Raw genomic sequence first — 20,829 nt, 5'->3', positions numbered from 1 at the left:
TCAGCCGGTCCCGGCCATCGCCGCGAGGCGACGGGCGAGCACGGCGGACGCCTCGCGCAGCTCGGCCGGCTCCAGCACCTCGGCCTCGAAGCCCATCCGGGCCACGTGCAGGGCGATCAGGTCCAGGCTGTCCGCGCCGAGGACGAGCACGCACCACCCGTCGCCGTCGTCCTCGACGCGTCCCACCTGGGGCGGCACCATCCGCCGCACCCGCTCGGGCGGGGCGTGCAGCCGTACCCGGGCGAGGTGCTCGTAGGGCGCCGCGGTCACCGACTCCTGCACGTAGGCGACGGGGTCGGGGTGCTCGCGCGGCCGGAAGCGCCAGGTCGACGCCACGGCGTCGCGCATCCGGTCGAGCCGGAAGGTGCGCCAGCCGTCGCGGTCGACGTCCCAGGCCATCAGGTACCAGCGCCGCCCCGTGGTGACCATCCGCACGGGCTCGACCGTGCGCTCGCGCTGCCCGCCGTCGCGGCCGGCGTAGCCGAACCGCACCCGCACGGCGTCGCGACAGGCCCGCGCCAGCGTCACCAGCAGCTCCGCGTCGATCTCGACGCCCGGCCCGACGAGGGTGGCCGTGGCCCCGCGCACCGCCGCCACCTCGGCCCGCAGCCGCGGCGGCATCACCTGGTCGAGCTTCGTGAGCGCCCGCAGCGCCGCCTCCCCCGCCCCGGCGACGGTGCCGCCCGCGGCCAGCCGCAGGGAGACCGCCGTCGCGATCGCCTCCTCGTCGTCGAGGAGCAGCGGCGGCAGCCGGGTGCCCGCACCGAGCTGGTAGCCGCCGCCGACGCCCGCCGTGGCGTGCACGGGGTAGCCGAGCGCGCGCAACCGCTCCACGTCGCGGCGGACCGACCGGTCGGTGACGTCCAGTTCGACGGCGAGCTCGGCGGCCGTCCAGGTCGGGCGACGCTGCAGCAGCCCCAGCAACCGCAGCACCCGCCCGGTCGTCGTCTCCACCGTCACCGGCCCATCGTGGCACCCAGCGCGGAACGACCCTGTCCGCGATGTGCGGGAAGGTGGGCGCCATGCCCGACCCGACCTGGAACCCCCTGCTCCGCGAGCAGCTCACCTGGCACTGGACCCACCAGCTCCGCGACCGCCTGCACGGCCTCACCGACGCCGAGTACTTCTGGGAGCCGGTGCCCGGCTGCTGGAACCTCCGCCCGCGCGGCAGCGGCGGGGTCCACATCGGTTCCGGCGCCATGAGCATCGACTACGCGTTCCCCGAGCCCGACCCGCCGCCGTTCACCACGATCGCCTGGCGGCTCGGGCACGTCGTCGTCGGCGTGCTGGCGATGCGCAACGCCGCCCACTTCGGCCGCGAACCCACCGACTACCACTCGTTCGCCTACGCCGAGACCGCCGGCGACGCCCTCGCCCAGCTCGACGCCGAGTACGCCGCGTGGGTGGCCGGGGTCGAGTCCCTCGGCGACGTCGGCCTGGCCCGCCCGTGCGGGGAGGCGGAGGGCCCGTTCGCCGAGTACCCGATGGCCGCGCTGGTGCTCCACATCAACCGCGAGCTGATCCACCACCTGTCCGAGGTCTGCCTCCTGCGCGACCTCCACCGGCACACCCCGGGGTGAGAGCGGCCCTACGGAGCCGGGCGGGCGCCCTCGTGGTGCGGGCCCGCGGTCGCGGTGGGCGCGACCGCGAGGATCTCGTCGCCGACGGCCACCGCGCCGGGGCGCAGCACAGCGAACTTCGCCCCGAAGACCACCCCTCCCCCGTCGTCGCGGCGGTACCGGGCCAGGGTGCGCAGCGGCTCCGGGCCTGCCTTGCGGCCGGTCTCCTGGTCGACCAGGACCGTCGCGCAGCGCACGGCGAGCTTGGCGAAGCCCAGCCGGACGCCCCCGAGCGAGAGTTCGGGGGCGTCGTCCTCCCGGTGCGGCTCGTCCCACCCGTCGACGACGATGTTGGGCCGGAACCGGCTCATCGGCACCGGGGCGCCGCCTGCCGCGGCGATGCGGTCGTCGAGCTCGCGCAGCGACGCGGTCGACACGACGTGCACGGAGCCGCTGTCGGCGTAGCCCGCCGTGCCCGGGATCAGCCCGTCGGTGACGCGGTGGTGCTCGGGCGGGACGCGGACCAGCCGGCACGGCGCCCCCACCACCTCGCTGATCCACCCGGCGACCTCGGGCCCCTGGTCGATGCCGGTGTAGGCGGCCCCGAACAGGTCGACCGGCCGCCGCGGGCCGTCCCGGTCCACCGGCACCCGGAGGTCGCCGGCCCCGGGCGCGCGCAGGTCGAGGTGCGCGCCGTCGTCGCTGACGAGCGGGTGGATCGTGGCCAGCCGGGGGTCGCCGCGCTGCGTCCGGAACCTCCCGTCGGCGTCGACGACCATGAACGAGCGGTCCTCGGGCAGGCCCGCCGGCCCGAGTGTCCCCCCGCGCAGCGCGACCCCCGCGCAGCTCTTGATCGGGTACGTCCAGATCTGCAGCACCTCGGGCACGTCACTCCTCGCGGGTCGTCCTGCGGACCAGCCTAGGAGCGATCGCCGTCCGGGGTCGGCCCGCGCGGGTCGATCGCGTCCTGCGGCGGAGGGGGTGGGCCCAGCAGCCGCCACGTGCCTTCGGCGATCGCCGTGAAAGCCCCGACCAGTAGCAGACTGACCAGGGCGAACGTCCAGAAGCCCGCGATGTGCAGGGTGACGACCATGTAGCTGCTCCTCCAGGACACCGCCCACAGCCGCAGTCCGGCCACGACCAGCCGGAAGAGCAGGTTGCGCCGTGTGGTCCGGAAGTCGGTGCTGCACAAGACGGTCTGCACGGCCAGCACGACCAGCGCGACCGCCGCCGGGTACGGGCCGGGGACGGGCGCGAGCCACACGCCCGGCAGGAGGCGCCCCCGCCCAGACCGCGAACGTCCAGGCCACCACCTTGTACGCCCACCGCCCGGCCCCGCGCACCAGCGGCCGCGAGCGGGACCCGGCTGCAACGGGTCGTGCTCACATGGTGGTGATGTCGGGACTCGCAGTCACCCCCAGAACGGTCGTCAGCCCTGTACCGGCGGACGATCCACCGAACGGCCGCGCGACGCTGGGCAGCTCAGAGCGCGACGAGCGCGATGGCGCGGCCGGAGAAGACCAGGAAGGCGAGGCCCGCGCCCAGCCCGGTTGCCGCGCTGGGGGCGATCCGGGTCCGCCGGTGCACGAGCACGCTCAGCCCGGCCGCGAGCACGACGAGGACCGCCAGGGCGATCATCCACGGGTCGCCGAAGATGAAGGCGAGCGGAACGAAGTGTGCGCCGACGACGAACGCGATCCAGCTCGCGATCCACTTCGGGCGCTTGGTGAGGCCGAGAACCGCCGCGCCGAGGGCGGCGGCCCCGAACTCGACCCCGCACACGATGCCGAACGCCAGCCGCGCCTGCGGGTCGGCCAGTGCCATGCCCGAACCCCAGTTCTGCCAGGCCAGCAGGCCGCCGACGGCGCCGAGCAGGAGACCGAGCGCGGATCCCAGGCCCAGCGGCAGCCGCCAGCGCGCGGGCGGGGCCTCCTGCGCCCAGCCGAACCAGACGAACGCGGCGACCCCGAAGATCGCCGCGGTGACGGCCATGTCCTGGTCGAACGGGGTGGTGTCCACCCGTCCAACCTCGTCCGGGTGCCGGTGCGGCGGTAGTGACGTCGGTCAGGACTTCGCCGTGGGATCAGCACGAGCGCTGTGGCGGGGGACGGGCTCGCGGGTAGTTTCCCGGTGTGGGTCTCCTCAGGCGGGTCAGGGGACCAGATGGCGGGCCAGGAGCAGCCCCTCGGGTGGCAGCTCCTGATCGGCCTGCTGCTGATCACCGTCGCCGCCGGCGGCGGAGCCGGGTACGCCCTGCTGAGGGGCAACCCGTGGTACGAGGGCGCCCTGATACCCGGCGGTTCCGTCACCGTCGTGCTCCTGCTGAGCGTGATCCCCCGGATAGTGGGGCTGCTGCGGGAGCGCAAGCGCTCCCGCGACCGGGTGGTCGCCCCGGCGGACCCGCCGAGCCGCGCGGGCGGTGAGGGGGCCGAAGACGCTTGACCTTCCCGCACCGTCGGGCGTTCCACTGGCGCCATGCTGCAGATCGGTGAGCTGGCCCGGCTGGCCGGCGTCTCCTCCCGCACCATCCGGCACCGACATGCACGAGGCGCTCCGCGCCCTCGACGCCGACCTGGCCGCGCAGCAGGCGGAGATCGCCCGGCGCCGGGACGTCATCGCCCGCCTCCTCGACCACGGCGACGACCCGACGCTCTCCCCCGACCTGGCCGCCACCGTCCGCGACCTCGACCTGCCGCCGCAGGACGTCGACGCCCTGCGGGCCGCCGAGTCCGCCCTGCCGGAGGTCGTCGAGTCCTACCGCGAGCGGATGAACCGCGACCCGGCCCTACGGACCCTCACCGCGCTGTTCGCGGAGCTCGCCGACTCCGACGCCGACGATCCGCGCGTCGAGGAGGTCGCCCGCCGGATGCACCCGATCCTGTCCGGCGTCGCCGCCGCGAACGAGCCCCCCGACGGACCGCCCTCGCCCGGATTGGCGCGGTTCGGCGGGATGATGATCGCCGACCTCAGCCCCGGGCAGCGCCGGGCGTTGGACCTGGTCACGGAGTACGAGCAGGCCGACGATCGCGGCCGTTCGTAGCTGATCGCTGAGAGGTCCCAGCCGGTGTGCCCGCGGTCTACCGCACCGGCACCCGGCGCGGGGCGATGACGTCGACGAGGGTGGCGACGGCCTCGTGGATCAGCACGGCCGCCCGGTGGTGCGCCTCCTGCGGGCCGCCCATCGGGTCGGGGACGCGGTCGGCGTCGGGAGCCGGCGGCGGGACCAGCCCGCGGCGGGTACGGACCGCCTCGACCAGCGCGTGCGCCCGGTCGACCGGAGCCTCGGGCAGCACGGCGAGCTCGACACCCGCGGCCAGCCGGGCGAACTCGCGCAGGCTGAAGCAGCTGGCCAGGGCGGCGGGCTCGCGGTCGATCACCGCCGAGCGGTGCCGCACGTTCACCCCGAAGACGACGTCGACCTCGCGGATCAGTTCCGAGCGCAGCTGGCGGGCCCGGAACGCCTCCGAGCCCGACCCGTCCAGCGCCCACGGCGCCAGCTCGGCGCGCGAGCGCTCGTGCATCGGGGCCCCGACGACGGCCTGCACGCCCGCGCTGGACAGCTCGAACGCCGCCGCCTCCCGGCCGCCCAGGCGCCCGACCAGCAGGTGGCGGGTGAGGATCTCGGCGAACGGGGAGCGGCAGATGTTGCCGGTGCAGACGAACAGCGCGCTGAACCGGCTCTCCCGCTTCGCGTGCCGTCCCACGGCCACCATCGTCCCTGTCGGGGCGCCGGGCTGGTCGCGCGGCTCATCGACGTCCACGGGACGTCAACGTATGCGGGTTCCCGCTGGTACGCGCGGCCCAGTCCACGATGCGGTCATCAGTCCTGAGATGCACCACCGGAAGGGTTAACGGCTTGTGCTCGACCGACGACAGTCCGTGCGTAAGCGCTCGCGAACCGCACCCGGGAGAACCCCACCGCAATGCCTGCCACCCCCGCCCGCCGGCGGCTGCGCCACGCGCTGGCCGCAGCGTCCACCGACACCACCGCCGTCTGCGCGGCGGTCCTCTCGTACGCCCTGCTCGGCGGCGCGCCGCACGGGCGGGTGCTCGGCGTCGGGGTGGTCGTCGTGCTGCTCACCGCGGCGTGCCTGGCCCTGTCGCGGGCCTGGGACGTCGACGCCGCGGGCGCCGGGTCCGGCGGGTTCGCCCGCCTGCTGCGCGGGTTCCTCACCGCCGCCGCGACGATCGCGATGGTCGTCCTGGCCGCCGGGCTCGACGGCGCCCGGCCGTGGGTCTTCGCGGTGCTGCCCACCGCCGCCGGGCTGGCCGTGCTCGGACGGCTGTGGTTGCGCAGCGAGCTGCACCGGCGTCGGCGCACGGGCCGGGCGATGGCCCGGGTGCTCGCCGTCGGCGACGTCGAGGGCGTCGCCGGGCTGGTCCGGCGCACCCGGCGCGCGCCCGAGCACGGGTGGGCCGTGCACGGGGTGTGCACGCCGGCCGGGATGGGCCCGAGGTGCACGTCCTTCGTCGAAGAAGTGCGCGTCGTCGGCGACCTCGACTCCGTGCCCGCGCTGGCGCGCAGCGGGCAGTTCGACGTCGTGTGGATCGGGCGGGCGCCCGGCTGGACCACGACCCGGCTGCGCGGCATGGCCCGGGAGCTGGAGGGCACCGGCGTCGAGCTGGCCGTCGACCCCGAGCTGGTGGAGGTGATCGGGCCGCGGCTGCACGTGGCCCGCGTCGACGGACCGCCGCTGCTGCGGCTGAGCCACCCGGCATCCGACGGGCCCGCGCGGCTGCTCAAGGGCGGCCTCGACCGGGTCGGGGCGCTCGTCGCGCTGGCCCTGCTCTCGCCGGTACTGCTGGTGATCGCGGTCCTGGTGAAGCTGGACGGCGGGCCGGTGTTCGTCCGCCAGCGCCGGGTCGGGGTGGGCGGGCGCGGCTTCCGGATGGTCCGGTTCCGGTCGACGGCCGTCGACGCCGGGGCGCGCGTGACGCGGGTGGGCGCGGTCCTGCGCCGCTGCTCCCTCGACGAGCTCCCCCAGCTGTTCAACGTGCTCGCCGGGACGATGTCGCTGGTCGGGCCGCGGCCCCCGCTCCCGCGCGAGGTCGCGGGATACGCCGACGACGCGCGGCGCAGGCTGCTGGTCAAGCCGGGGATGACCGGGCTGTGGCAGGTCAGCGGGCGCAGCGACCTGTCGTGGGAGGAGTCCGTGCGGCTCGACCTGCGCTACGTCGAGAACTGGACGATGGCGCTGGACGCACGGATCCTCGCCCGCACGGTGCACGCGATGGTGCGCGGCGGCGGGGCCGACTGAGCCCACTGACCACGTACTGGTCAACCCAGGGCGTGGTGCCCCAGTCCCTCGCCTCCCTCGCCGGCCGGCGGTGAGCCGGAACACCGCGCGGCCCGAGGCCGTTGGCCGCTCATGAAGGCAGTCCAGCTCGCCGAGCACGGCGGTCCCGAAGTGTTGCGCGTCGTCGAGGTCGAGGAGCCGCACGCCGGCCCCGGCGAGATCCGGATCGCGGTGCGGGCGGCGGGGGTCAACGCGCTCGACTGGAAGCTGCGCCAGGGCTTCATGCCCGGCGGCGACCTGCCCGCCGGCACCGGCTTCGACGCGGCGGGCGTCGTCGACGAGGTCGGCGAGGGCGTCACCGGGGTCGCGGTCGGCGACGCCGTCTTCGGGGCCGGACGCGCCACCTACGCCGAGCACGCCGTGCTCACCGCGTGGGCGCCCAAGCCCGACGCGCTGTCCTTCGAGGAGGCCGCGGGCTACCCCACCCCCGTGGAGACCGGACGGCGCATCCTCAACGAGGTCGGCGTCCAGCCCGGCCAGACGCTGCTGGTCAGCGGGGCCGCGGGCGGCGTCGGTACGGCGGTCGTGCAGCTGGCGAAGGCGCGCGGCATCACCGTCATCGGCACGGCGGGCGAGGGCAACCAGGAGCACGTCCGCTCCCTCGGCGCCACCCCCACCACCTACGGCGACGGCTTCACCGACCGCGTGCGCGAGCTCGCCCCCGGCGGCGTCGACGCCGCCCTCGACATCGCCGGGTCCGGAGTGGTCCCCCAGCTCATCGAGCTGACCGGCGACCCGGCGAAGGTGCTCTCCATCGCCGACTTCACCGCCCCGCAGCACGGCGCCAAGGTCTCCTCCACCTCCGTCGACCGCCCCGCCGCGCTGGCCGAGGCGGCGGAGCTGGTCGAGAAGGGCAGCCTGCGCATCCCCGTGGCCCGCGCGTTCCCGCTGGCCGAGGCGGGCGAGGCGCAGGCGGCGAGCCAGCGGGGCCACGTCACCGGCCGGTTCGTCGTCACCGTCCCCTGACGCCCCGAGCGAGCCCGGGCGGAGTCCGCCGTCCTCGCAGAGCCCGCATGGTCCTCGCAGGGGCTAACGCACCTGCGAAGACCACACAGACCCTGCGAGGTCGCCCGCCGCGAAGGCGCCGCCGGAGGCGCCCGACCAGCCCACCCGAAGCGAAGCCAGGTCGTCCGCCGAGCGGCCCTACCGGAGGCGCCCCTCACCCCGAAGCACCGAGCCCGATCCACCGCGCGGCCCCGCCGAAAAGGATCAGTAGCACTACGGATGGAGCCCTCCCGACCCCCGGGATAGCGTTTCACCAGCTCGAACGACGAAAGCTCCGGGGGGATCGAGCACCGGGGACGGCACGGGGGGCACGTCGGCGCTGGGGGGCGTCGACGTGGTGCCGAGAAGGGGAGGGTCCTGCTGCAGGGGGTTGCGGCGGGGCCCTTCCCGCGTTCGGCGGCTACTGCACGACGACGGTGAACCGGCCGGCGCGGTGGGTCAGGTTCTCCGGCATGACCACGGCGTCGAGGCCGTTGTTCGCGGCGAGGGCCACGATCTCGTCGGGGAGCCAGCGGGTCAGGCAGGTCTCGCCGCGCTGGCGGCTGTAGCGGTGGGCGTCGGTGACGCCGTCGCGCACCGCGCGGGCCAGGAAGCGGTGCTGCGCGGCGAACCGCAGCAGCCCGAACACCTCACCCACCGTGGACGCGTCGGGCGGGGGGATGTCGGAGAGCACGATCCGCCCGGCGGGGGCGAGCAGGGTGCGCCAGCGCGACATCCAGCGGCGCAGCTCGTCGCGGCCCATGTACTGCACGACGCCGTTGACCAGGATCAGGTCGAACCGGCCGAACGCGCCGAGCGGGCTCGGGCGGGCCAGGTCGACCGGGAAGGCCGTGGGGAACCGGGCCACCCGGTAGGAGGTCGCCCGGAGCATGTCGGCGGCGGCGTCCCAGTAGCCGATCCCGGCCACCGCGGGGGCCAGCAGCTCGACCGCGTGCCCGCAGCCGCAGCCGAAGTCGAGGACGCGGTCGACCGGGCGCAGGGGCAGCGCGGCGCGCAGCCGGGCGACGTAGTCGCGCGCCTCGACCGTCACCCGCTGGCGGTGGGCGGGCTCCTCCCAGTACGCCGACCAGCTCGGCGCCGGCTCGGTCGTCACCGAGATCCCGTCGGGCAGGCGGGGGCGACGCGACCGGGACCGCACCGGGAAGGCTCGCCGGGACGCAGGTCGCAGTGGGCCACGATCGTGAACCTCCCGATGAGCACGCTGTCACCGACGGACGGTCCCGTCCGAGCGGGACCGCGATCAGGCTACCGGAACCACCCGACCGTCCGGCGAAGGCAACGCCCGGTGGCCGTTCCGTGTCGTCGATCGGCGCAACCTACCCGCGGTCTCGCGCGTCAAACCCGGATCGCGTCCTGCTCGGTGAACCACCGGTAGGTCTGTTCGAGCCATTCGCCGAGCCCGATCCGGGCCCGCAGGCCCCCTCGAGCGCACCCGCGATCCGGCCGCCGCCGCGCACGGACGGGGTCGGGCGGCACCGGCTCGGCGCAGGGATCCGGCACAGTGGAGTGAGCACAGGGATCCGGCACAGGGGGACGACGTGACCGCACCACCGCTCGGACGGGCGTCCGGCCGTCGTGCCGGGCTGCTGGCCGTCTGGGTGCTGGCCACGATGGGCGGCCTGCTGGTCGCGTCCACCACGAAGATCGGCCCCGTGGTGCTGTCGATCACCCGCAACCACGGCGTGCACCAGGGCGATCTCGTGGGCTTCGGCGTCTGCTACGGCGCGGCGCTGCTCGCCACCCTGGCCTTCCGGCCCCGCCGCGCGGCCGCCCCGTACCCGACGAGCGCGTCCCCTCGGCGTCGGGAGCCGCCGCCCACGGCCCTGGGGCCGGCGCACGGCACCTGGGCGCACGGCGGCGCTCCGCGCCCCGCCTGGGCGCACGGCGGCGGGTTCGGCGGCGCCGAGGCGCCCACCGAGCGGCTGCACCCGGCGGTCGGGGGCCGCCAGTGGTACGACGCGCCGACCCGGCCGATCCGGCCGGGCGGGACGCCTCACCCGGACGACCGGTACGGCCGGCGCGCCGGCTGACCCGCCGCCGCGGCGACCGCGGCGGCGGGTGTCAGGCGGCCGTGCCCGTGCCCAGCCAGGGCTCCCAGGCCGGCAGCGGTTCGATCGCCAGCACCAGGACGCCGCCTGCCGCGCGAGCGGGCGGGCGCGGCGCGAACTCCAGCGTCCAGCCGATCTCCTCGACGAGGTGGTCGGCCTTGCGGGAGTTGCAGGACCGGCAGGCGGCCACGCAGTTGTCCCAGGAGTGGGCGCCGCCCCGGCTGCGCGGGACGACGTGGTCGATCGTGTCGGCGCGCTTGCCGCAGTAGGCGCAGCGCCGGCCGTCGCGGCGGAGCACGCCCGCCCTGGTCATCGGCACGGCCTTGCGGTAGGGCACGCGGACGTAGCGCGAGAGGCGCATCACCGAGGGAGCGGGGACGGTGAGGCTCTCGGAGTGGAATGCGGCGTCGAGCGCGGCTTCGACGCACTCGGCCTTGCCGGTGAGCATGAGCACCACCGCCCGCTTGGCGGTGACGACCGCCAGCGGCTCGAACGTGGCGTTCAGGAGCAGGACCCGGGACCCGGAGGTAGCCGCACCCGGGCGCAGTGCGGCTCCTGGTGCCCCCTCCGGTTGTTCGGGGTCACCGTCGGGGCTGGGTTGTCGATGCTTCACGCGACCACCTCCGTGCGCGAATAAGACCATAGCGAGCCCGGATTACGCACGTGTGATATTGGATCGAACGCGCGGTGCTCCGCCAGGCCCGTGCGTCAGCCGGTCTGCACGACCACCCCGGACAGCCCGGCTCGGCCCGACCGGAGCGAGGCCCCGACGGCGGCCACGTCCGCGGGTCGGTCGACCCCGCTGCGCGCGACCAGCACGACGAGGTCGGCGGCGCGCAGCGCGATCGGCAGGTCGGCGTCGCCGCCCGCGGTGCCGGCGTCCAGCACCACCATCGACGCCCGCCGGGCCTGCGCCGCGATCAGCCCGTCGAGGCCGCCGGGCACGTCGTCGGTGTCCGCGTCGAGGACGGTGAGGCCGTCGACGAGGGGACGGCCGCGGCCGTCGGGGTCCATCGGCAGCACCCGCTCCAGCGGGTCGCGCCCGCGGTGCCGCGCGCCCAGCCGGACCAGCGCCGTGGCGGCCCGCTCGGCCGCGGCCACCGCCAGCAGGGTGGCCACCGCGTCGGCCCGCGACCCGGCCGAGCCGCCCAGTACGACGATCACCCGACCGGCCGGCTCGCGCTCGCCCAGCAGCTGGGCCAGCAGCAGCCGGGCGGTGCGCCGCTCGGGGCTCCCCGGCCCGCCGGTGAGCCGTTCGGGCCAGCGCGCCGCCAGCCGCACCGGCGGCAGCAGCACCGTCCCGACGTGCCCCTCCAGCGCGCCGGGCGCCAGCAGCGACCGGGTGCGCAGGCGGCGCAGCGCGAGCAGGACGAGCGCCAGCACGGCCCCGGCCAGCGCCCCGAGCGCGGCCCAGAGCTGCCACCGCGGCCAGCTCGCGGCCAGCGGGGCGGGCGGCTCCAGGACGGCGACCGACGGCCCGACGGCCCCGGCCCGCACGGCGACGTCGGCGCGGAGGTCGCGCAGCCGGTCGATCCGCGCCGGCAGCGCGGCGTCGCCGGGCGCCGGCTGGCCCAGCGCGGCGATGACGCCGTCGATGCCGGCCAGCGCGGCGTCCAGCGCGGTGCGGTTCTCGGCGTCGCGCCGCTCGGTGTAGACCTGCACGGCCGCCGTGGTGGCGGCCAGGGCCGACGTGGCGTCGCGGGCGGTGCCGGTGATGCGCAGCAGCGGGGTGCCGGGCTCGCGGGCGACGTCGATGCCGGGCGCGCCGCCGCGCCCGAGGCGCTCGGCGACGGCGGCGGCGAAGGCGCCGTCGGAGAGCCGGACGGTCTCCCCGGCCAGGAACGCGGTCAGCGCGGCCGGACCGGTCTGCTCGACGGCGGCCGACCCGTCCGCGGTGTCGACGACCACCGGCGGCACCGGCCGCACCAGCGACGACGCGGACGCCTGGGTGCCCAGCAGGTAGCCGGCCGCGCCGCCGGCCGGCCCCCCGAGCAGCAGCCCGAGCACCACCGCGAGGACCACCCCGCCGGTGCCACGGCCGCGGGCGGTGGCCAGCCCGACCCGGTCGTCGCGGACGCGGTCGGGGTCGGTGACGGGGTCGCGCCGCGGCGGGCCCGGGCGGTTCGGCGGGCGGCCGGACAGCCCGACGGGCGTGTGCGGCGGGGTGTGCGGCCCGCCGACGGGCCGGCCGGGGCCGGTGCGCGGGCCGGCGGGCTGGGCCGGGAACGGCCCCGACGGCGGCGTCGACGCCGGGCCGCCGCCGACGTGCGCCGGGCGGGTCGCCCGGCCGGGGATCGGCACCGACGACACCGGCTCGGTCGAGATACCCCGCCCGGTGGGCGTGCGCGGCGGCCGCGCGACCGGCACCGTGATCTCGGCGGTGGGCGGCGCGGTCGCGGCCGGGGAGAGTGGGTCAGGCCTCGTCGAGACCGGCTTCGTGGTGGACACGTCCAGCGAGGCCGGGAGGACCGGCAGCGGGAGCCGCTCGGTGAGGCTGAGCGCGGTCAGGCTCTGCTCGGTGGGCTCGGTGGGCTCGGTGGGCTCGGTGTCCTCGACCCGCTCCGGCGGCACGAGGGCGGCGGGGTCGAGGTCGGTGGTGCGGGCGGCCCGGTCGACCGGCGGGTGCCCCGCGGCGGGCACGGCCTCGGTCGCCGGTGTCGGGTCCGCGGGCGGCATCGCCTCGGTCGCCGGCGTCGGATCGGCGGACGACACAGCCTCGGTCGCCGGCGTCGGGTCGACAGCGGGATCGGCGGACGTCGGATCGGCGGGCCCGGCCTCCGTGGGGGGTGCCGGGTCCGCCTGGGCGAGCGGCACGCCGTCGGTCGCCGGGGGCGGGGCGGGCATCGCCGCGGCGGGCGGCGGGGCGGTGGTGTCCGGATCGGCGGCGCCCTGCTCGGGCGGCACCTCCTCGGTGGGCCCGGGCGGCTCGACGTCCACCGCCGCGACCTCCTCGTGCACCGGCTCGCCCCGCCCTGGTTCGTCCTGCTCCGGCCCGTCCGGCTCCGGATGGGCCGGTACCGACTCGGCCGCGGAAGCCGGGGTGTCCTGCCCGGATGACTCGGCGGGCGGGCTCTCGTCAGGTTCCGGCGCGGGCGAGGACGCCTTCCGCGGCACCGGCGACGGGCGCCGCACCGCGGGACCGCCGCCGTTGGACTCCACCGGCGGGACGTCCCCGACCGCGTCGGACGCGGTCGGCAGCTCCCCGGTCGAGGGTGGGCGCGGCGGCGTGCCGCTCATCGCGCGGCCGCCGTGGCCGTCGAGCGCGTGACAGTCATCGCGGAACTCCTCTCGAAGCGCCGGAACCACCGCGGCCCACCCCGCCGGTCAGCTTCTCAGGCGGAGAGCTCCTCCGTACGCGCCTTCTCCGGCCGGTTCCCGCCCGCCGTGCGGTCGCGGTCGCGGGCGAGCAGCCGGTCGACCACCCGTCCGGCCACTCCGGTGCTGGAGTTCCAGCTGGTCACCTCGGGGTAGACCTGGGTGGTGGTGGCCAGCAGCAGCCGGGTGCCGGTGATCTCGTCGGCCGGTTGGACCGCCGAGTAGCCCAGCGGGTAGATCGGCTCCACGAACGGGGCCCGGAACACGCGCACCTCGGCGACGTCGTCCGCGGTGATCCGGTCGGGGTAGGTGGCCAGCAGCTGCTCGGTCCACCGCTGCGCGATCGCCTCGTCGGTGTCCTGGAACAGCTCGCTCTCGCGGTTGCAGTAGTGCATCACGTACACCAGGTGCAGCCCGTCGTGCTGGCCCGACAGCTCCGACATCTCGATCACGCCGTCGAACTCGGTGCCCGAGTCGATCACCGGGGCCCAGTAGTGCCCGTCGAGCCGCTTGCGCAGGAAGAACAGCACGTTGACCACGCCCTGGTACTCCAGGGACACCGTGGGCAGCTTCGGCGCCAGCGTGTCGTCGGCCACATCGCGCAGCGTCGGCAGCGGCAGCGTCGAGACGGCCCAGTCGGCGGTGATCTCCTCGCCGGAGGCGAGCGTCACACGCACACCGGCGCCGTCGGCCGAGAGCGCGGAGACCTTCGCCTCCGTGCGCACGTCGGCGCCGGTGGCCTCGATCGAGGCCCGCAGCCCGTCGATGATCGACTCGTAGCCGCCGGCCGGGTAGCCGCGGGTGGCCACGTTCTTCTCCCGACCCAGCCGCTGCCACACGTACAGCGCCGGCACGTCGCCGAACCGGGCCCCGAACTTCGAGCCCAGCATCGGGATGAGCATCCGCTTCCAGATGACGTCGCCGTAGAGGCCGCGCAACCAGTCGCCGATGCGGATGTTGTCCAGGTCCTTGCCGCGCCCGAGGCGGCGCAGCAGCAGGGACATGACGCCGAACCGGATCCGCCGCAGGAACGACAGCGGCGTGAACCTGATCAGGTCGATCGCGGTGTTGAACGGGTACCGCTTGCCCTCGACCACCATGCCCATCGTCGTGGGCTTCCACATGATGGACTCGCGCAGCCCCAGCTCCTCCAGCAGCGGCAGGAGGTGCTCGTCGGTCGGCATCACGCAGTGGTAGAAGCGCTCCACCGACCGACCCTCGCGGGCGAAGAACGTGCCGAGGCCGCCGAGCTGCGGGGACGCTTCGAGAAGCGTCACCCGCACCCCGGCGCGGCCAAGGCGGTGCGCGGCGGCGAGACCGGAGATCCCGCCGCCGAGGACGATCGCAGTGGTCATCGAAGTGCCTCGGTCATGGAACTACTATCTCGCAGTCGTCGCTGGTGAGAGCGTGGTCACTGGCTCGGGTCACAGCGCCTTGAACGGCGCGGGCGCGAGCCGGTCGCGCGCCAGCAGCTTCATGTACTGGCCGATCGTGCGGCGCAGCTTGAGCTTGCTGGCGCTCTGCTTGCGGTCGTACTGCAGCACCAGCGGGACCTCGTCGATGACGGGGTTGCAGTGCCGCAGCTTGAGCAGCAGCTCGACCATGCAGGCGAAGCCGCGCTCCTCCACGAGCCGCTCCCCCCAGTGCTTGGCCGCGCGCGCCAGCAGGCTGACCCGGTAGGCCCGGAAGCCGCTGGTGAAGTCGTGCACGCCGTCGAGCCCGAGCATGCGCTCGAACGTGACCGCGGCACCGCGCGAGAGCAGCCGCCGGAACGGCGGTGCGGTGCTGTCGTCGCCGCCCGCCACGAACCGCGAGCAGATGACGACGTCGGCGCCCTGGTCGATGCGCTCGTGCATCTTGCGGATCATCGCCGGGTCGTGCGTGTCGTCGGCGTCCATGACGACCACGAAGTCGTCCGGGTCGGCGGCGTCGAGCACGGACCGGATCCCGGTCTGCACGGCCTGGCCGAGGCCCATGTTCTGCGGGTGGCGCACCAGCCGGACGTCCAGACCGGGCGCGCCGGCCTCGGCGACGTCGGCCGTGCCGTCGGCCGAGCCGTCGTCGACGACCCAGACCACGATCCGCTCGGTGGCCGCCGCGGCGGCGAGCCGACGCAAAAGCGACGGCAGTGAAGCCTGCTCGTTGTACGCAGGCAGGACCACGTGGGCCACCGCACCCACGAGGCTCCCGGTCTCGTTCCCCCCGGTCGGCAGTCCACGCTCACCGTGATCGGCCTGAGCAGGCACGACGGTCACCCGTCCGTGCTCATGGCCGTCCCCCGGCGTGGTCGCCGCTACCTCCTGTGACATGTGTGTCTCGTCGATGGGGAGCACGCTACCGTTACCGTGTAGAGCGGTTGTGCGGTAGGTGTCACCCGATGGCGTAGTTGCACAACCTGGCAGGATCCGATTGGGCCGGGGGCACGAGTAGTACATTCGGACACGCGTCACAGAACGCTAACGGACACACACGATCGAGCGAAAGACCGTTGTGGGACATCGGAGCCGGGGGGCTCAACGACCACCACCCGACCCAGCGGCGATCGCACGGCCGCTGGTCACCGACTGTCGTCGGTGCAGGGCGGCGTCCGCGAGGCAGGGAAGTTCACTGATATGACGATGACCAGCCCGTCGTCCACCAGTCCGTCCGGGATCCCGGCCGTCGACCAGGGGACCGAGACCGAGGAGCGCCGGCCGGCCGCGACCAGGCCGGCCACGCGGTCCGACGTCGAAGCGGTGCTCGGCGCCCTGCCCCTGCAGCGGCTCGGGCACCGCCCCGACGCCCAGCGCGCCGCGGCCAAGCGCCCCCTGCTGGAGCGCTTCAGCGGCGTCACCGTGCTGCTGATCGTCGTCGACCTGGTGGCCGCCACGGCCGCCGCCCTCATCGGCGGCCCCACCTGGAAGTGGGGCCTGGCCATCGGCGTGGCGATGCTGGGCGCCCGCGCCACGGCCCAGCTCTACCGCCGCCGGCTGTGGCTGAGCTACTACCACGACCTGCCCCGCGAGCTGGCCAGCACGGCGGGGGCCTTCGGCCTGCTGGCCGTGCTCGCCCTGCTGCGCACCGCCGACCACGAGATGAACACCGCGATCTCCTGGACGGTCGTGCTGTTCCTGCTGATCAGCGCCCCGCTGCGGATGGCGGTGTTCCAGGTCGGGCGGTGGGCGCGGCGGCGCTTCGGCCGCTGCGAGCGCACGATCGTGCTGGGCAGCGGCCCCCTCGGGATCGACCTCGTCCACTCGATGAACGACCACCCCGAGTTCGGTCTGCTCCCCGTCGGCTTCCTCGACAAGGCCCCGCCGATGCCGGGCACCACCCTCCCGCTGCCGGTGCTGCGTGGCGACCTGCAGGACGCGATCGTCCAGCAGCGCGCCAGCGCGGTCGTCATCGCCTTCAGCCACGCCACCGACGCCCAGGTCATCGACGCCGCGATCACCGCGCACAGCCAGGGCGCGACGATCCTGCTGGTGCCCCGGATGTGGGAGCTCTACCACGACGCCCCGCACATCGAGCGCCTGCGCGGCTACCCGCTCGTCCGCGTGACCAGCGCGCCGACCGCCCGGTTCAGCTGGTGGGTCAAGCGCGGCCTGGACTGCGTGCTCTCCGGCCTGGCCCTGCTGCTGCTGGCCCCGGTCCTGGGCATCGCCGCGCTCGCCGTGCTCATCGAGAGCGGTCGCCCGGTGCTGTTCCGCCAGGAGCGCGTCGGCCTGGACAGCCGCATCTTCACGCTGCTCAAGTTCCGCAGCATGCGCCCGGCCACCGAGGCCGAGGCGCAGACCACCTGGAACATCGCGGGCGACCCGCGCATCGGCCCCGTCGGCCGCTTCCTGCGGCGCAGCTCCATCGACGAGCTCCCGCAGCTGTGGAACGTCCTGCGCGGCGACATGAGCCTGGTCGGCCCGAGACCGGAGCGCCCCGGCTTCGTCCGCCAGTTCTCCGAGGTCCACGACCGCTACTGGGCCCGCCACCGGGTGCCCGCGGGCCTCACCGGCCTGGCGCAGGTCAACGGCCTGCGCGGCGACACGTCGATCGCCGACCGCAGCCGCTACGACAACTACTACATCGCCAACTGGTCGCTCTGGCTCGACCTGAAGATCATCCTGCTCACGTTCCGGGAGATCTTCCGGAGCGGGCAGCACTGACGGGGCTCGCTCCGGGCGGCTTCTCCGGGCTCGGTGCGGTCGGGGTGAAGGGCGCCTCCGGCAGGGCCTGCGCGGCGGGCGACCTCTGATCCGAGCAGGGGGCTCGAGGGGAGGACCCGGGGTGGAGGTCCGGTGGGGTGCTCGGGTCGACTCCCGACCGTGTTGATCTCCCGCCGCGGGGTCCTCGGCCACGTCGCAGGGTCTGTGGGGTCTTCGCAGGTGCCGTGACCCCCGCGAGGACCACGCCGCCTCTGTGAAGGCGAGCCCCGCCCCGGTGAGGGCGCGGCGGCCCCCGGAGCCCTGCTCGACCTGAGGGCGCCCGCGGCGCGGACATGCCTGGCGAACGCACAGTAACCGCCGGCGGCCCCACCGGACCCGAGCCGAAGGCTCCGCCGGAGGCGGCCCTCACCCCATCCGAATTCGTTTACCCACCCTGCAGCGTCATACACACAGAGTCCACTCGGTCAACCACCTTCTGTAGTAATCCGCATACCTCCAGTTGTCGGATGATCACAGATAGTTCTCCTGATCGGTGACATTCCGGGCTTCCGTGTCGATTCCTCCCACGTGGGTGCAGTCGGGGAATTCGCTCGGGGTTCGGTCAGGGTCCGCACGATCGCCGCGGGGCGGGCGCGTCCTGAACAGGTGGCGTGGGCCGTCGCGGTGGCGTTCCTCACCGTGTACGCCTACGGCCTGATCTGGCTCCCCTACTACGGCGACCACGCCCTGTGGGCGGTGGTCGGCCGGGAGCTGATGGAGGGGCGGGCGCTCTACAGCGAGGTCTGGGACATCAAGCAGCCCGGGGTCTACCTCCTCTACGGGCCCGTGCAGGCCCTGTTCGGCTACGCGCCCGTCGTCACCCGCACCCTCGACGTGCTGATCGCGGTGCTCACGGCGGTGCTGGTCGCCGTGCTCGTGCGCGACCGGGTCGGCCCGGTCATCGCGCGCTGGACGGGGGTGGCGGCCACCGCGGCCATGCTGCTCCCGGCGCGGGCGTTCGACCTGGGGCAGATCGAGCAGCTGGTGTGCCTGCCGATGATCGCGGCGCTCGTCCTGATCACCCGGCGGCCGAGCACCGCGCGGCTGCTGCTGGCCGGGCTGTGCATCGGCGTGGTCGGCGTGCTGAAGCTGTGGACGGCGGCGGTGCCGGTGGCGGCGGTGCTGGCGTGGCTGCTGGTCGAGGCGGTCGCGGCGGGGCGCCGCGGCGAGCCGGTGCGGTCGGTGCTGCTCACCCGGGTCGGGCTGGTGGCCGCGGGGGCGTTGGCGCCGGTCGTGGCCGTGCTCGTGTGGCTGGCGGCCGCCGGGTCGCTGGGGGCCGCGCTGGAGACGTGGCTGGTGTTCCCCGGGCAGATGCTCGGGCTGCCCGGCGCCCGCTCGCTCGACCGCCTCGTCGAGGGCTCGACGCGCTACGTCGGCCTGCTCGCCCCGGCGCTGCTGCTGGCCGCGGCGGCGCTGCCGGGCGTCCTGCGCAGGCGCGACCCGCTCGGCATGGCCCTGCTGGCCTGGCTGGTGGTCGGGCTGGTGGGCATCCTGATCCAGCTGTGGTGGCCGTACCACTGGACCCAGCTGACGCCCGCCCTGGTCGGGCTGGCCGCCCTGGGCCTGCGGCAGCTGCGGGATGCGGGGTGGCTCGGCCGCCCCCTGGTGGTGGCCGTGCTCGCCCTCAGCACCGCGCCGCTGCTCTACTTCGGCGTCCTCGGTGCCGAGCGCCCGACGATGCTGGGCAACGGGTTCACCGCCGACAGCCGGGCGCGGCTGGCCGAGCTGGGGACGCTGCCCACCGCCCAGCGGGAGCTGGCGGCGATCGGCTACCGGCCCGGCGAGTCCCTGATGGTGTTCGGCGACCCGACGTTCCAGCTGGCGGCGGGGGCGCGGATGCCGGTGCGGATCAACGGCTGGTCGCCCGAGCTCTACACGACGGCGCAGTTCGCCGAGATGGCCGACACGCTGGCCGTGGCACGGCCCGACGTGGTGCTGGTCACGGCGCTCAACGTCGCGGTGGTCCCGGAGCGCGGCCCCGCCGTGGCCCGGTTGATCGCGAACGAGTACGAGCAGGTGCGCTCCACACCCGTCGGGGATTGGTACCGGCTGCGCACGGATCGTTGACCGGTGCTTCACCCCACGGGGTGAACAATGATCGTCATGCGGCGCTCGGCCTTCGCTCTCGCCCTCGTGCTGCTCGTGGTGGCCGGGTGCACCACCGGCGAACAGGGGGGCGGGCACGGCGGCGGCGGCAACATCGCCCTCGACGGCCCGGGTGAGCCGGGCACGGCGTCGACCGCCGGGCACTGCGGCGGCCTCTGGTACGCCATCGGCGACCGCCCCACCGAGCGCGAGCTCGAGGCAGCGGCCGGCCGCTACGGCGTGGTCGTGCTCAACGCGTGGGAGGTCGACGCGCTGCGGCGGCTCAAGGAGCTCGACCCGGACATCACGGTGCTGGTCTACAAGGACTTCTCCTCCACCCGCGACTACGCGGGCGCCGTGCAGGACGACGGCAGCGACGCCGAGCACCAGCCCACCGGCATCGGGTTCGCCGCCGCGGAGAGCGACAACCCGGAGTGGTTCGCCACCGACACCGACGGCAACCGCATCGAGTGGGACGGCTACCCCCAGCACTGGCAGATGACCGTGTGGGAGCCCTCCTACCAGCAGGCGTGGGCCGACGCCGTCACCGACGAGGTCGTCGAGAACGGCTGGGACGGCGTGTTCGCCGACAACGACTTCGCCACCCTGCGCTTCTACTCCGACGCCGTACTCGAGGGCACCGACAGCGCCGCCGAGACCGACCAGCTCATCCGCGACGGCCTCGACGAGATGATCACGGTCGTCGGGGAGCGGCTGGCCGGCGAGGGCAAGAAGCTGGTCCCGAACGTGTCCGAGGCCCGGCTCTACCCGGGCCGCTGGCTCGAGCACTCCCGCTTCGGCGGCGCGATGGAGGAGAACTTCGCCCAGCGCGCCGACGACCGCCTGCTCACCTGGGAGGGCAGCGGTTGGACCGAGCTGCTGGAGACGGCGGCCGACCCCGACCGGCTCACCCTGCTGGTCACCGCGGGCGACGACCGCGCCGCCGAGACCGGCGCCGCCGGGGCCGCCCTGCTGGCCGGGCCCGGGGTCTGCTGGAGCGCCGCGCACGAGGTGGGCTACAAGGAGCCGGAGTGGACCGTCGCCCAGGCCGCCGACCTGGGCGCGCCGCGCGGCGACGCGGAGGCCACCGACGAGGGCGCCTGGATGCGCGAGTTCGAACGCGGCTACGCGGTGGTCAACCCGACCTCCGAGGACCTCGACGTGCCGCTGCCCAACGGCCTCACCGACCTCAACGGCGCCCCCGTCGGCACCACCCTGACGGTGCCGGCCGCCGACGGCCTGGTGCTCGTCGAAGGGTCCGGGGAGTGATCGCCGGGCGTGGGGGTGGTGAGACGGGCGGGGCCGGGGGGCGGACCACCACCCCCCCAACCGCGGGGGGTGG

The 20,829-nt window shown here is 75.1% G+C and carries 19 protein-coding genes; 9 read left to right on the top strand and 10 right to left on the bottom strand.

Annotated elements, in window-relative coordinates; genetic code table 11:
- Window positions 1–960 carry a helix-turn-helix transcriptional regulator gene (locus KDL28_RS24880; RefSeq protein ID WP_252442020.1) on the bottom strand — a complete coding sequence of 320 codons (960 nt, stop codon included), beginning with the start codon at window positions 958–960 and terminating at the stop codon, window positions 1–3.
- A 62-nt stretch (window positions 961–1,022) separates the two neighbouring features.
- Between KDL28_RS24880 and KDL28_RS24875 the strand changes: the two genes are divergently transcribed.
- Window positions 1,023–1,580, top strand: coding sequence for a DinB family protein (locus tag KDL28_RS24875; RefSeq protein WP_252442013.1), 558 nt, complete (start codon window positions 1,023–1,025; stop codon window positions 1,578–1,580).
- A gap of 8 nt (window positions 1,581–1,588) precedes the next feature.
- On the opposite strand, the gene KDL28_RS24870 is transcribed toward KDL28_RS24875, so the two are convergent.
- The 3 genes from KDL28_RS24870 to KDL28_RS24860 all read right to left on the bottom strand — a co-directional run bounded on the left by KDL28_RS24870 (window position 1,589) and on the right by KDL28_RS24860 (window position 3,578).
- The gene (locus tag KDL28_RS24870) at window positions 1,589–2,446 is read right to left on the bottom strand and encodes an MOSC domain-containing protein (RefSeq protein ID WP_252442012.1); all 858 of its coding nucleotides are present in this window, start codon (window positions 2,444–2,446) and stop codon (window positions 1,589–1,591) included.
- A 32-nt stretch (window positions 2,447–2,478) separates the two neighbouring features.
- Window positions 2,479–2,823 carry a hypothetical protein gene (locus tag KDL28_RS24865; RefSeq protein WP_252442011.1) on the bottom strand — a complete coding sequence of 115 codons (345 nt, stop codon included), beginning with the start codon at window positions 2,821–2,823 and terminating at the stop codon, window positions 2,479–2,481.
- A 218-nt stretch (window positions 2,824–3,041) separates the two neighbouring features.
- Window positions 3,042–3,578 carry a hypothetical protein gene (locus KDL28_RS24860; RefSeq protein ID WP_252442005.1) on the bottom strand — a complete coding sequence of 179 codons (537 nt, stop codon included), beginning with the start codon at window positions 3,576–3,578 and terminating at the stop codon, window positions 3,042–3,044.
- A 144-nt stretch (window positions 3,579–3,722) separates the two neighbouring features.
- Here KDL28_RS24860 and KDL28_RS24855 point away from each other — a divergent pair, with 144 nt between their 5' ends.
- Window positions 3,723–4,001 (top strand): hypothetical protein, encoded by a 279-nt coding sequence (locus tag KDL28_RS24855; protein WP_252442004.1) that lies wholly within the window; start codon window positions 3,723–3,725, stop codon window positions 3,999–4,001.
- Between the two features lie 97 nt (window positions 4,002–4,098).
- Window positions 4,099–4,599: a hypothetical protein gene (locus KDL28_RS24850; RefSeq protein ID WP_252442003.1), complete on the top strand. Its 501-nt coding sequence runs from the start codon at window positions 4,099–4,101 to the stop codon at window positions 4,597–4,599.
- A 37-nt stretch (window positions 4,600–4,636) separates the two neighbouring features.
- Here KDL28_RS24850 and KDL28_RS24845 read toward each other — a convergent pair whose 3' ends face one another.
- Complete coding sequence (locus KDL28_RS24845) at window positions 4,637–5,320, bottom strand: arsenate reductase/protein-tyrosine-phosphatase family protein (RefSeq protein WP_372497062.1); 684 nt, start codon at window positions 5,318–5,320, stop codon at window positions 4,637–4,639.
- A 162-nt stretch (window positions 5,321–5,482) separates the two neighbouring features.
- Between KDL28_RS24845 and KDL28_RS24840 the strand changes: the two genes are divergently transcribed.
- Window positions 5,483–6,817, top strand: a complete 1,335-nt coding sequence (locus KDL28_RS24840; RefSeq protein WP_252442002.1) for a sugar transferase — start codon at window positions 5,483–5,485, stop codon at window positions 6,815–6,817.
- Between the two features lie 111 nt (window positions 6,818–6,928).
- Window positions 6,929–7,822 (top strand): NADP-dependent oxidoreductase, encoded by an 894-nt coding sequence (locus KDL28_RS24835; protein ID WP_252442001.1) that lies wholly within the window; start codon window positions 6,929–6,931, stop codon window positions 7,820–7,822.
- A gap of 439 nt (window positions 7,823–8,261) precedes the next feature.
- On the opposite strand, the gene KDL28_RS24830 is transcribed toward KDL28_RS24835, so the two are convergent.
- The gene (locus tag KDL28_RS24830) at window positions 8,262–8,954 is read right to left on the bottom strand and encodes an SAM-dependent methyltransferase (protein ID WP_252442000.1); all 693 of its coding nucleotides are present in this window, start codon (window positions 8,952–8,954) and stop codon (window positions 8,262–8,264) included.
- A 445-nt stretch (window positions 8,955–9,399) separates the two neighbouring features.
- Between KDL28_RS24830 and KDL28_RS24825 the strand changes: the two genes are divergently transcribed.
- Window positions 9,400–9,891 (top strand): TOP6B-like family protein, encoded by a 492-nt coding sequence (locus KDL28_RS24825; protein WP_252441999.1) that lies wholly within the window; start codon window positions 9,400–9,402, stop codon window positions 9,889–9,891.
- A gap of 31 nt (window positions 9,892–9,922) precedes the next feature.
- Here KDL28_RS24825 and KDL28_RS24820 read toward each other — a convergent pair whose 3' ends face one another.
- The 4 genes from KDL28_RS24820 to KDL28_RS24805 form a co-directional block, all read right to left on the bottom strand.
- Window positions 9,923–10,522, bottom strand: a complete 600-nt coding sequence (locus KDL28_RS24820) for an HNH endonuclease (protein ID WP_252441998.1) — start codon at window positions 10,520–10,522, stop codon at window positions 9,923–9,925.
- A 95-nt stretch (window positions 10,523–10,617) separates the two neighbouring features.
- Complete coding sequence (locus KDL28_RS24815; RefSeq protein ID WP_252441997.1) at window positions 10,618–13,146, bottom strand: hypothetical protein; 2,529 nt, start codon at window positions 13,144–13,146, stop codon at window positions 10,618–10,620.
- 95 nt (window positions 13,147–13,241) lie between these two features.
- Window positions 13,242–14,579, bottom strand: coding sequence for an FAD-dependent oxidoreductase (locus KDL28_RS24810; RefSeq protein ID WP_252441995.1), 1,338 nt, complete (start codon window positions 14,577–14,579; stop codon window positions 13,242–13,244).
- A gap of 69 nt (window positions 14,580–14,648) precedes the next feature.
- Window positions 14,649–15,386: a glycosyltransferase gene (locus tag KDL28_RS24805; RefSeq protein ID WP_252441993.1), complete on the bottom strand. Its 738-nt coding sequence runs from the start codon at window positions 15,384–15,386 to the stop codon at window positions 14,649–14,651.
- Between the two features lie 456 nt (window positions 15,387–15,842).
- Here KDL28_RS24805 and KDL28_RS24800 point away from each other — a divergent pair, with 456 nt between their 5' ends.
- The 3 genes from KDL28_RS24800 (at window position 15,843) to KDL28_RS24790 (ending at window position 20,756) form a co-directional block, all read left to right on the top strand.
- The gene (locus KDL28_RS24800) at window positions 15,843–17,363 is read left to right on the top strand and encodes a sugar transferase (protein ID WP_252441992.1); all 1,521 of its coding nucleotides are present in this window, start codon (window positions 15,843–15,845) and stop codon (window positions 17,361–17,363) included.
- A 645-nt stretch (window positions 17,364–18,008) separates the two neighbouring features.
- The gene (locus tag KDL28_RS24795; RefSeq protein ID WP_252441991.1) at window positions 18,009–19,469 is read left to right on the top strand and encodes a hypothetical protein; all 1,461 of its coding nucleotides are present in this window, start codon (window positions 18,009–18,011) and stop codon (window positions 19,467–19,469) included.
- A gap of 36 nt (window positions 19,470–19,505) precedes the next feature.
- On the top strand, window positions 19,506–20,756 hold the full coding sequence (locus tag KDL28_RS24790; RefSeq protein ID WP_252441989.1) for a putative glycoside hydrolase: 1,251 nt from the start codon (window positions 19,506–19,508) through the stop codon (window positions 20,754–20,756).
- Window positions 20,757–20,829 lie beyond the last annotated feature (73 nt).

This window comes from Pseudonocardia humida, assembly GCF_023898865.1.
GTDB classification, from domain to species: Bacteria; Actinomycetota; Actinomycetes; order Mycobacteriales; family Pseudonocardiaceae; genus Pseudonocardia; species Pseudonocardia humida.
Note: the sequence above shows the minus strand (reverse complement) of the source record. Positions and strands in the feature narration are given on the sequence as shown.

What these genes read in the sequence shown, in the direction of transcription:
- KDL28_RS24875 (WP_252442013.1), top strand. Translation starts at nt 1,023, where the DNA reads ATGCCCGACCCGACCTGGAACCCCCTGCTCCGCGAGCAGCTCACCTGG.
- KDL28_RS24855 (WP_252442004.1), top strand. Translation starts at nt 3,723, where the DNA reads ATGGCGGGCCAGGAGCAGCCCCTCGGGTGGCAGCTCCTGATCGGCCTG.
- KDL28_RS24850 (WP_252442003.1), top strand. Translation starts at nt 4,099, where the DNA reads ATGCACGAGGCGCTCCGCGCCCTCGACGCCGACCTGGCCGCGCAGCAG.
- KDL28_RS24840 (WP_252442002.1), top strand. Translation starts at nt 5,483, where the DNA reads ATGCCTGCCACCCCCGCCCGCCGGCGGCTGCGCCACGCGCTGGCCGCA.
- KDL28_RS24835 (WP_252442001.1), top strand. Translation starts at nt 6,929, where the DNA reads ATGAAGGCAGTCCAGCTCGCCGAGCACGGCGGTCCCGAAGTGTTGCGC.
- KDL28_RS24815 (WP_252441997.1), bottom strand. Translation starts at nt 13,146, where the DNA reads ATGAGCGGCACGCCGCCGCGCCCACCCTCGACCGGGGAGCTGCCGACC.
- KDL28_RS24810 (WP_252441995.1), bottom strand. Translation starts at nt 14,579, where the DNA reads ATGACCACTGCGATCGTCCTCGGCGGCGGGATCTCCGGTCTCGCCGCC.
- KDL28_RS24800 (WP_252441992.1), top strand. Translation starts at nt 15,843, where the DNA reads ATGACCAGCCCGTCGTCCACCAGTCCGTCCGGGATCCCGGCCGTCGAC.
- KDL28_RS24790 (WP_252441989.1), top strand. Translation starts at nt 19,506, where the DNA reads ATGCGGCGCTCGGCCTTCGCTCTCGCCCTCGTGCTGCTCGTGGTGGCC.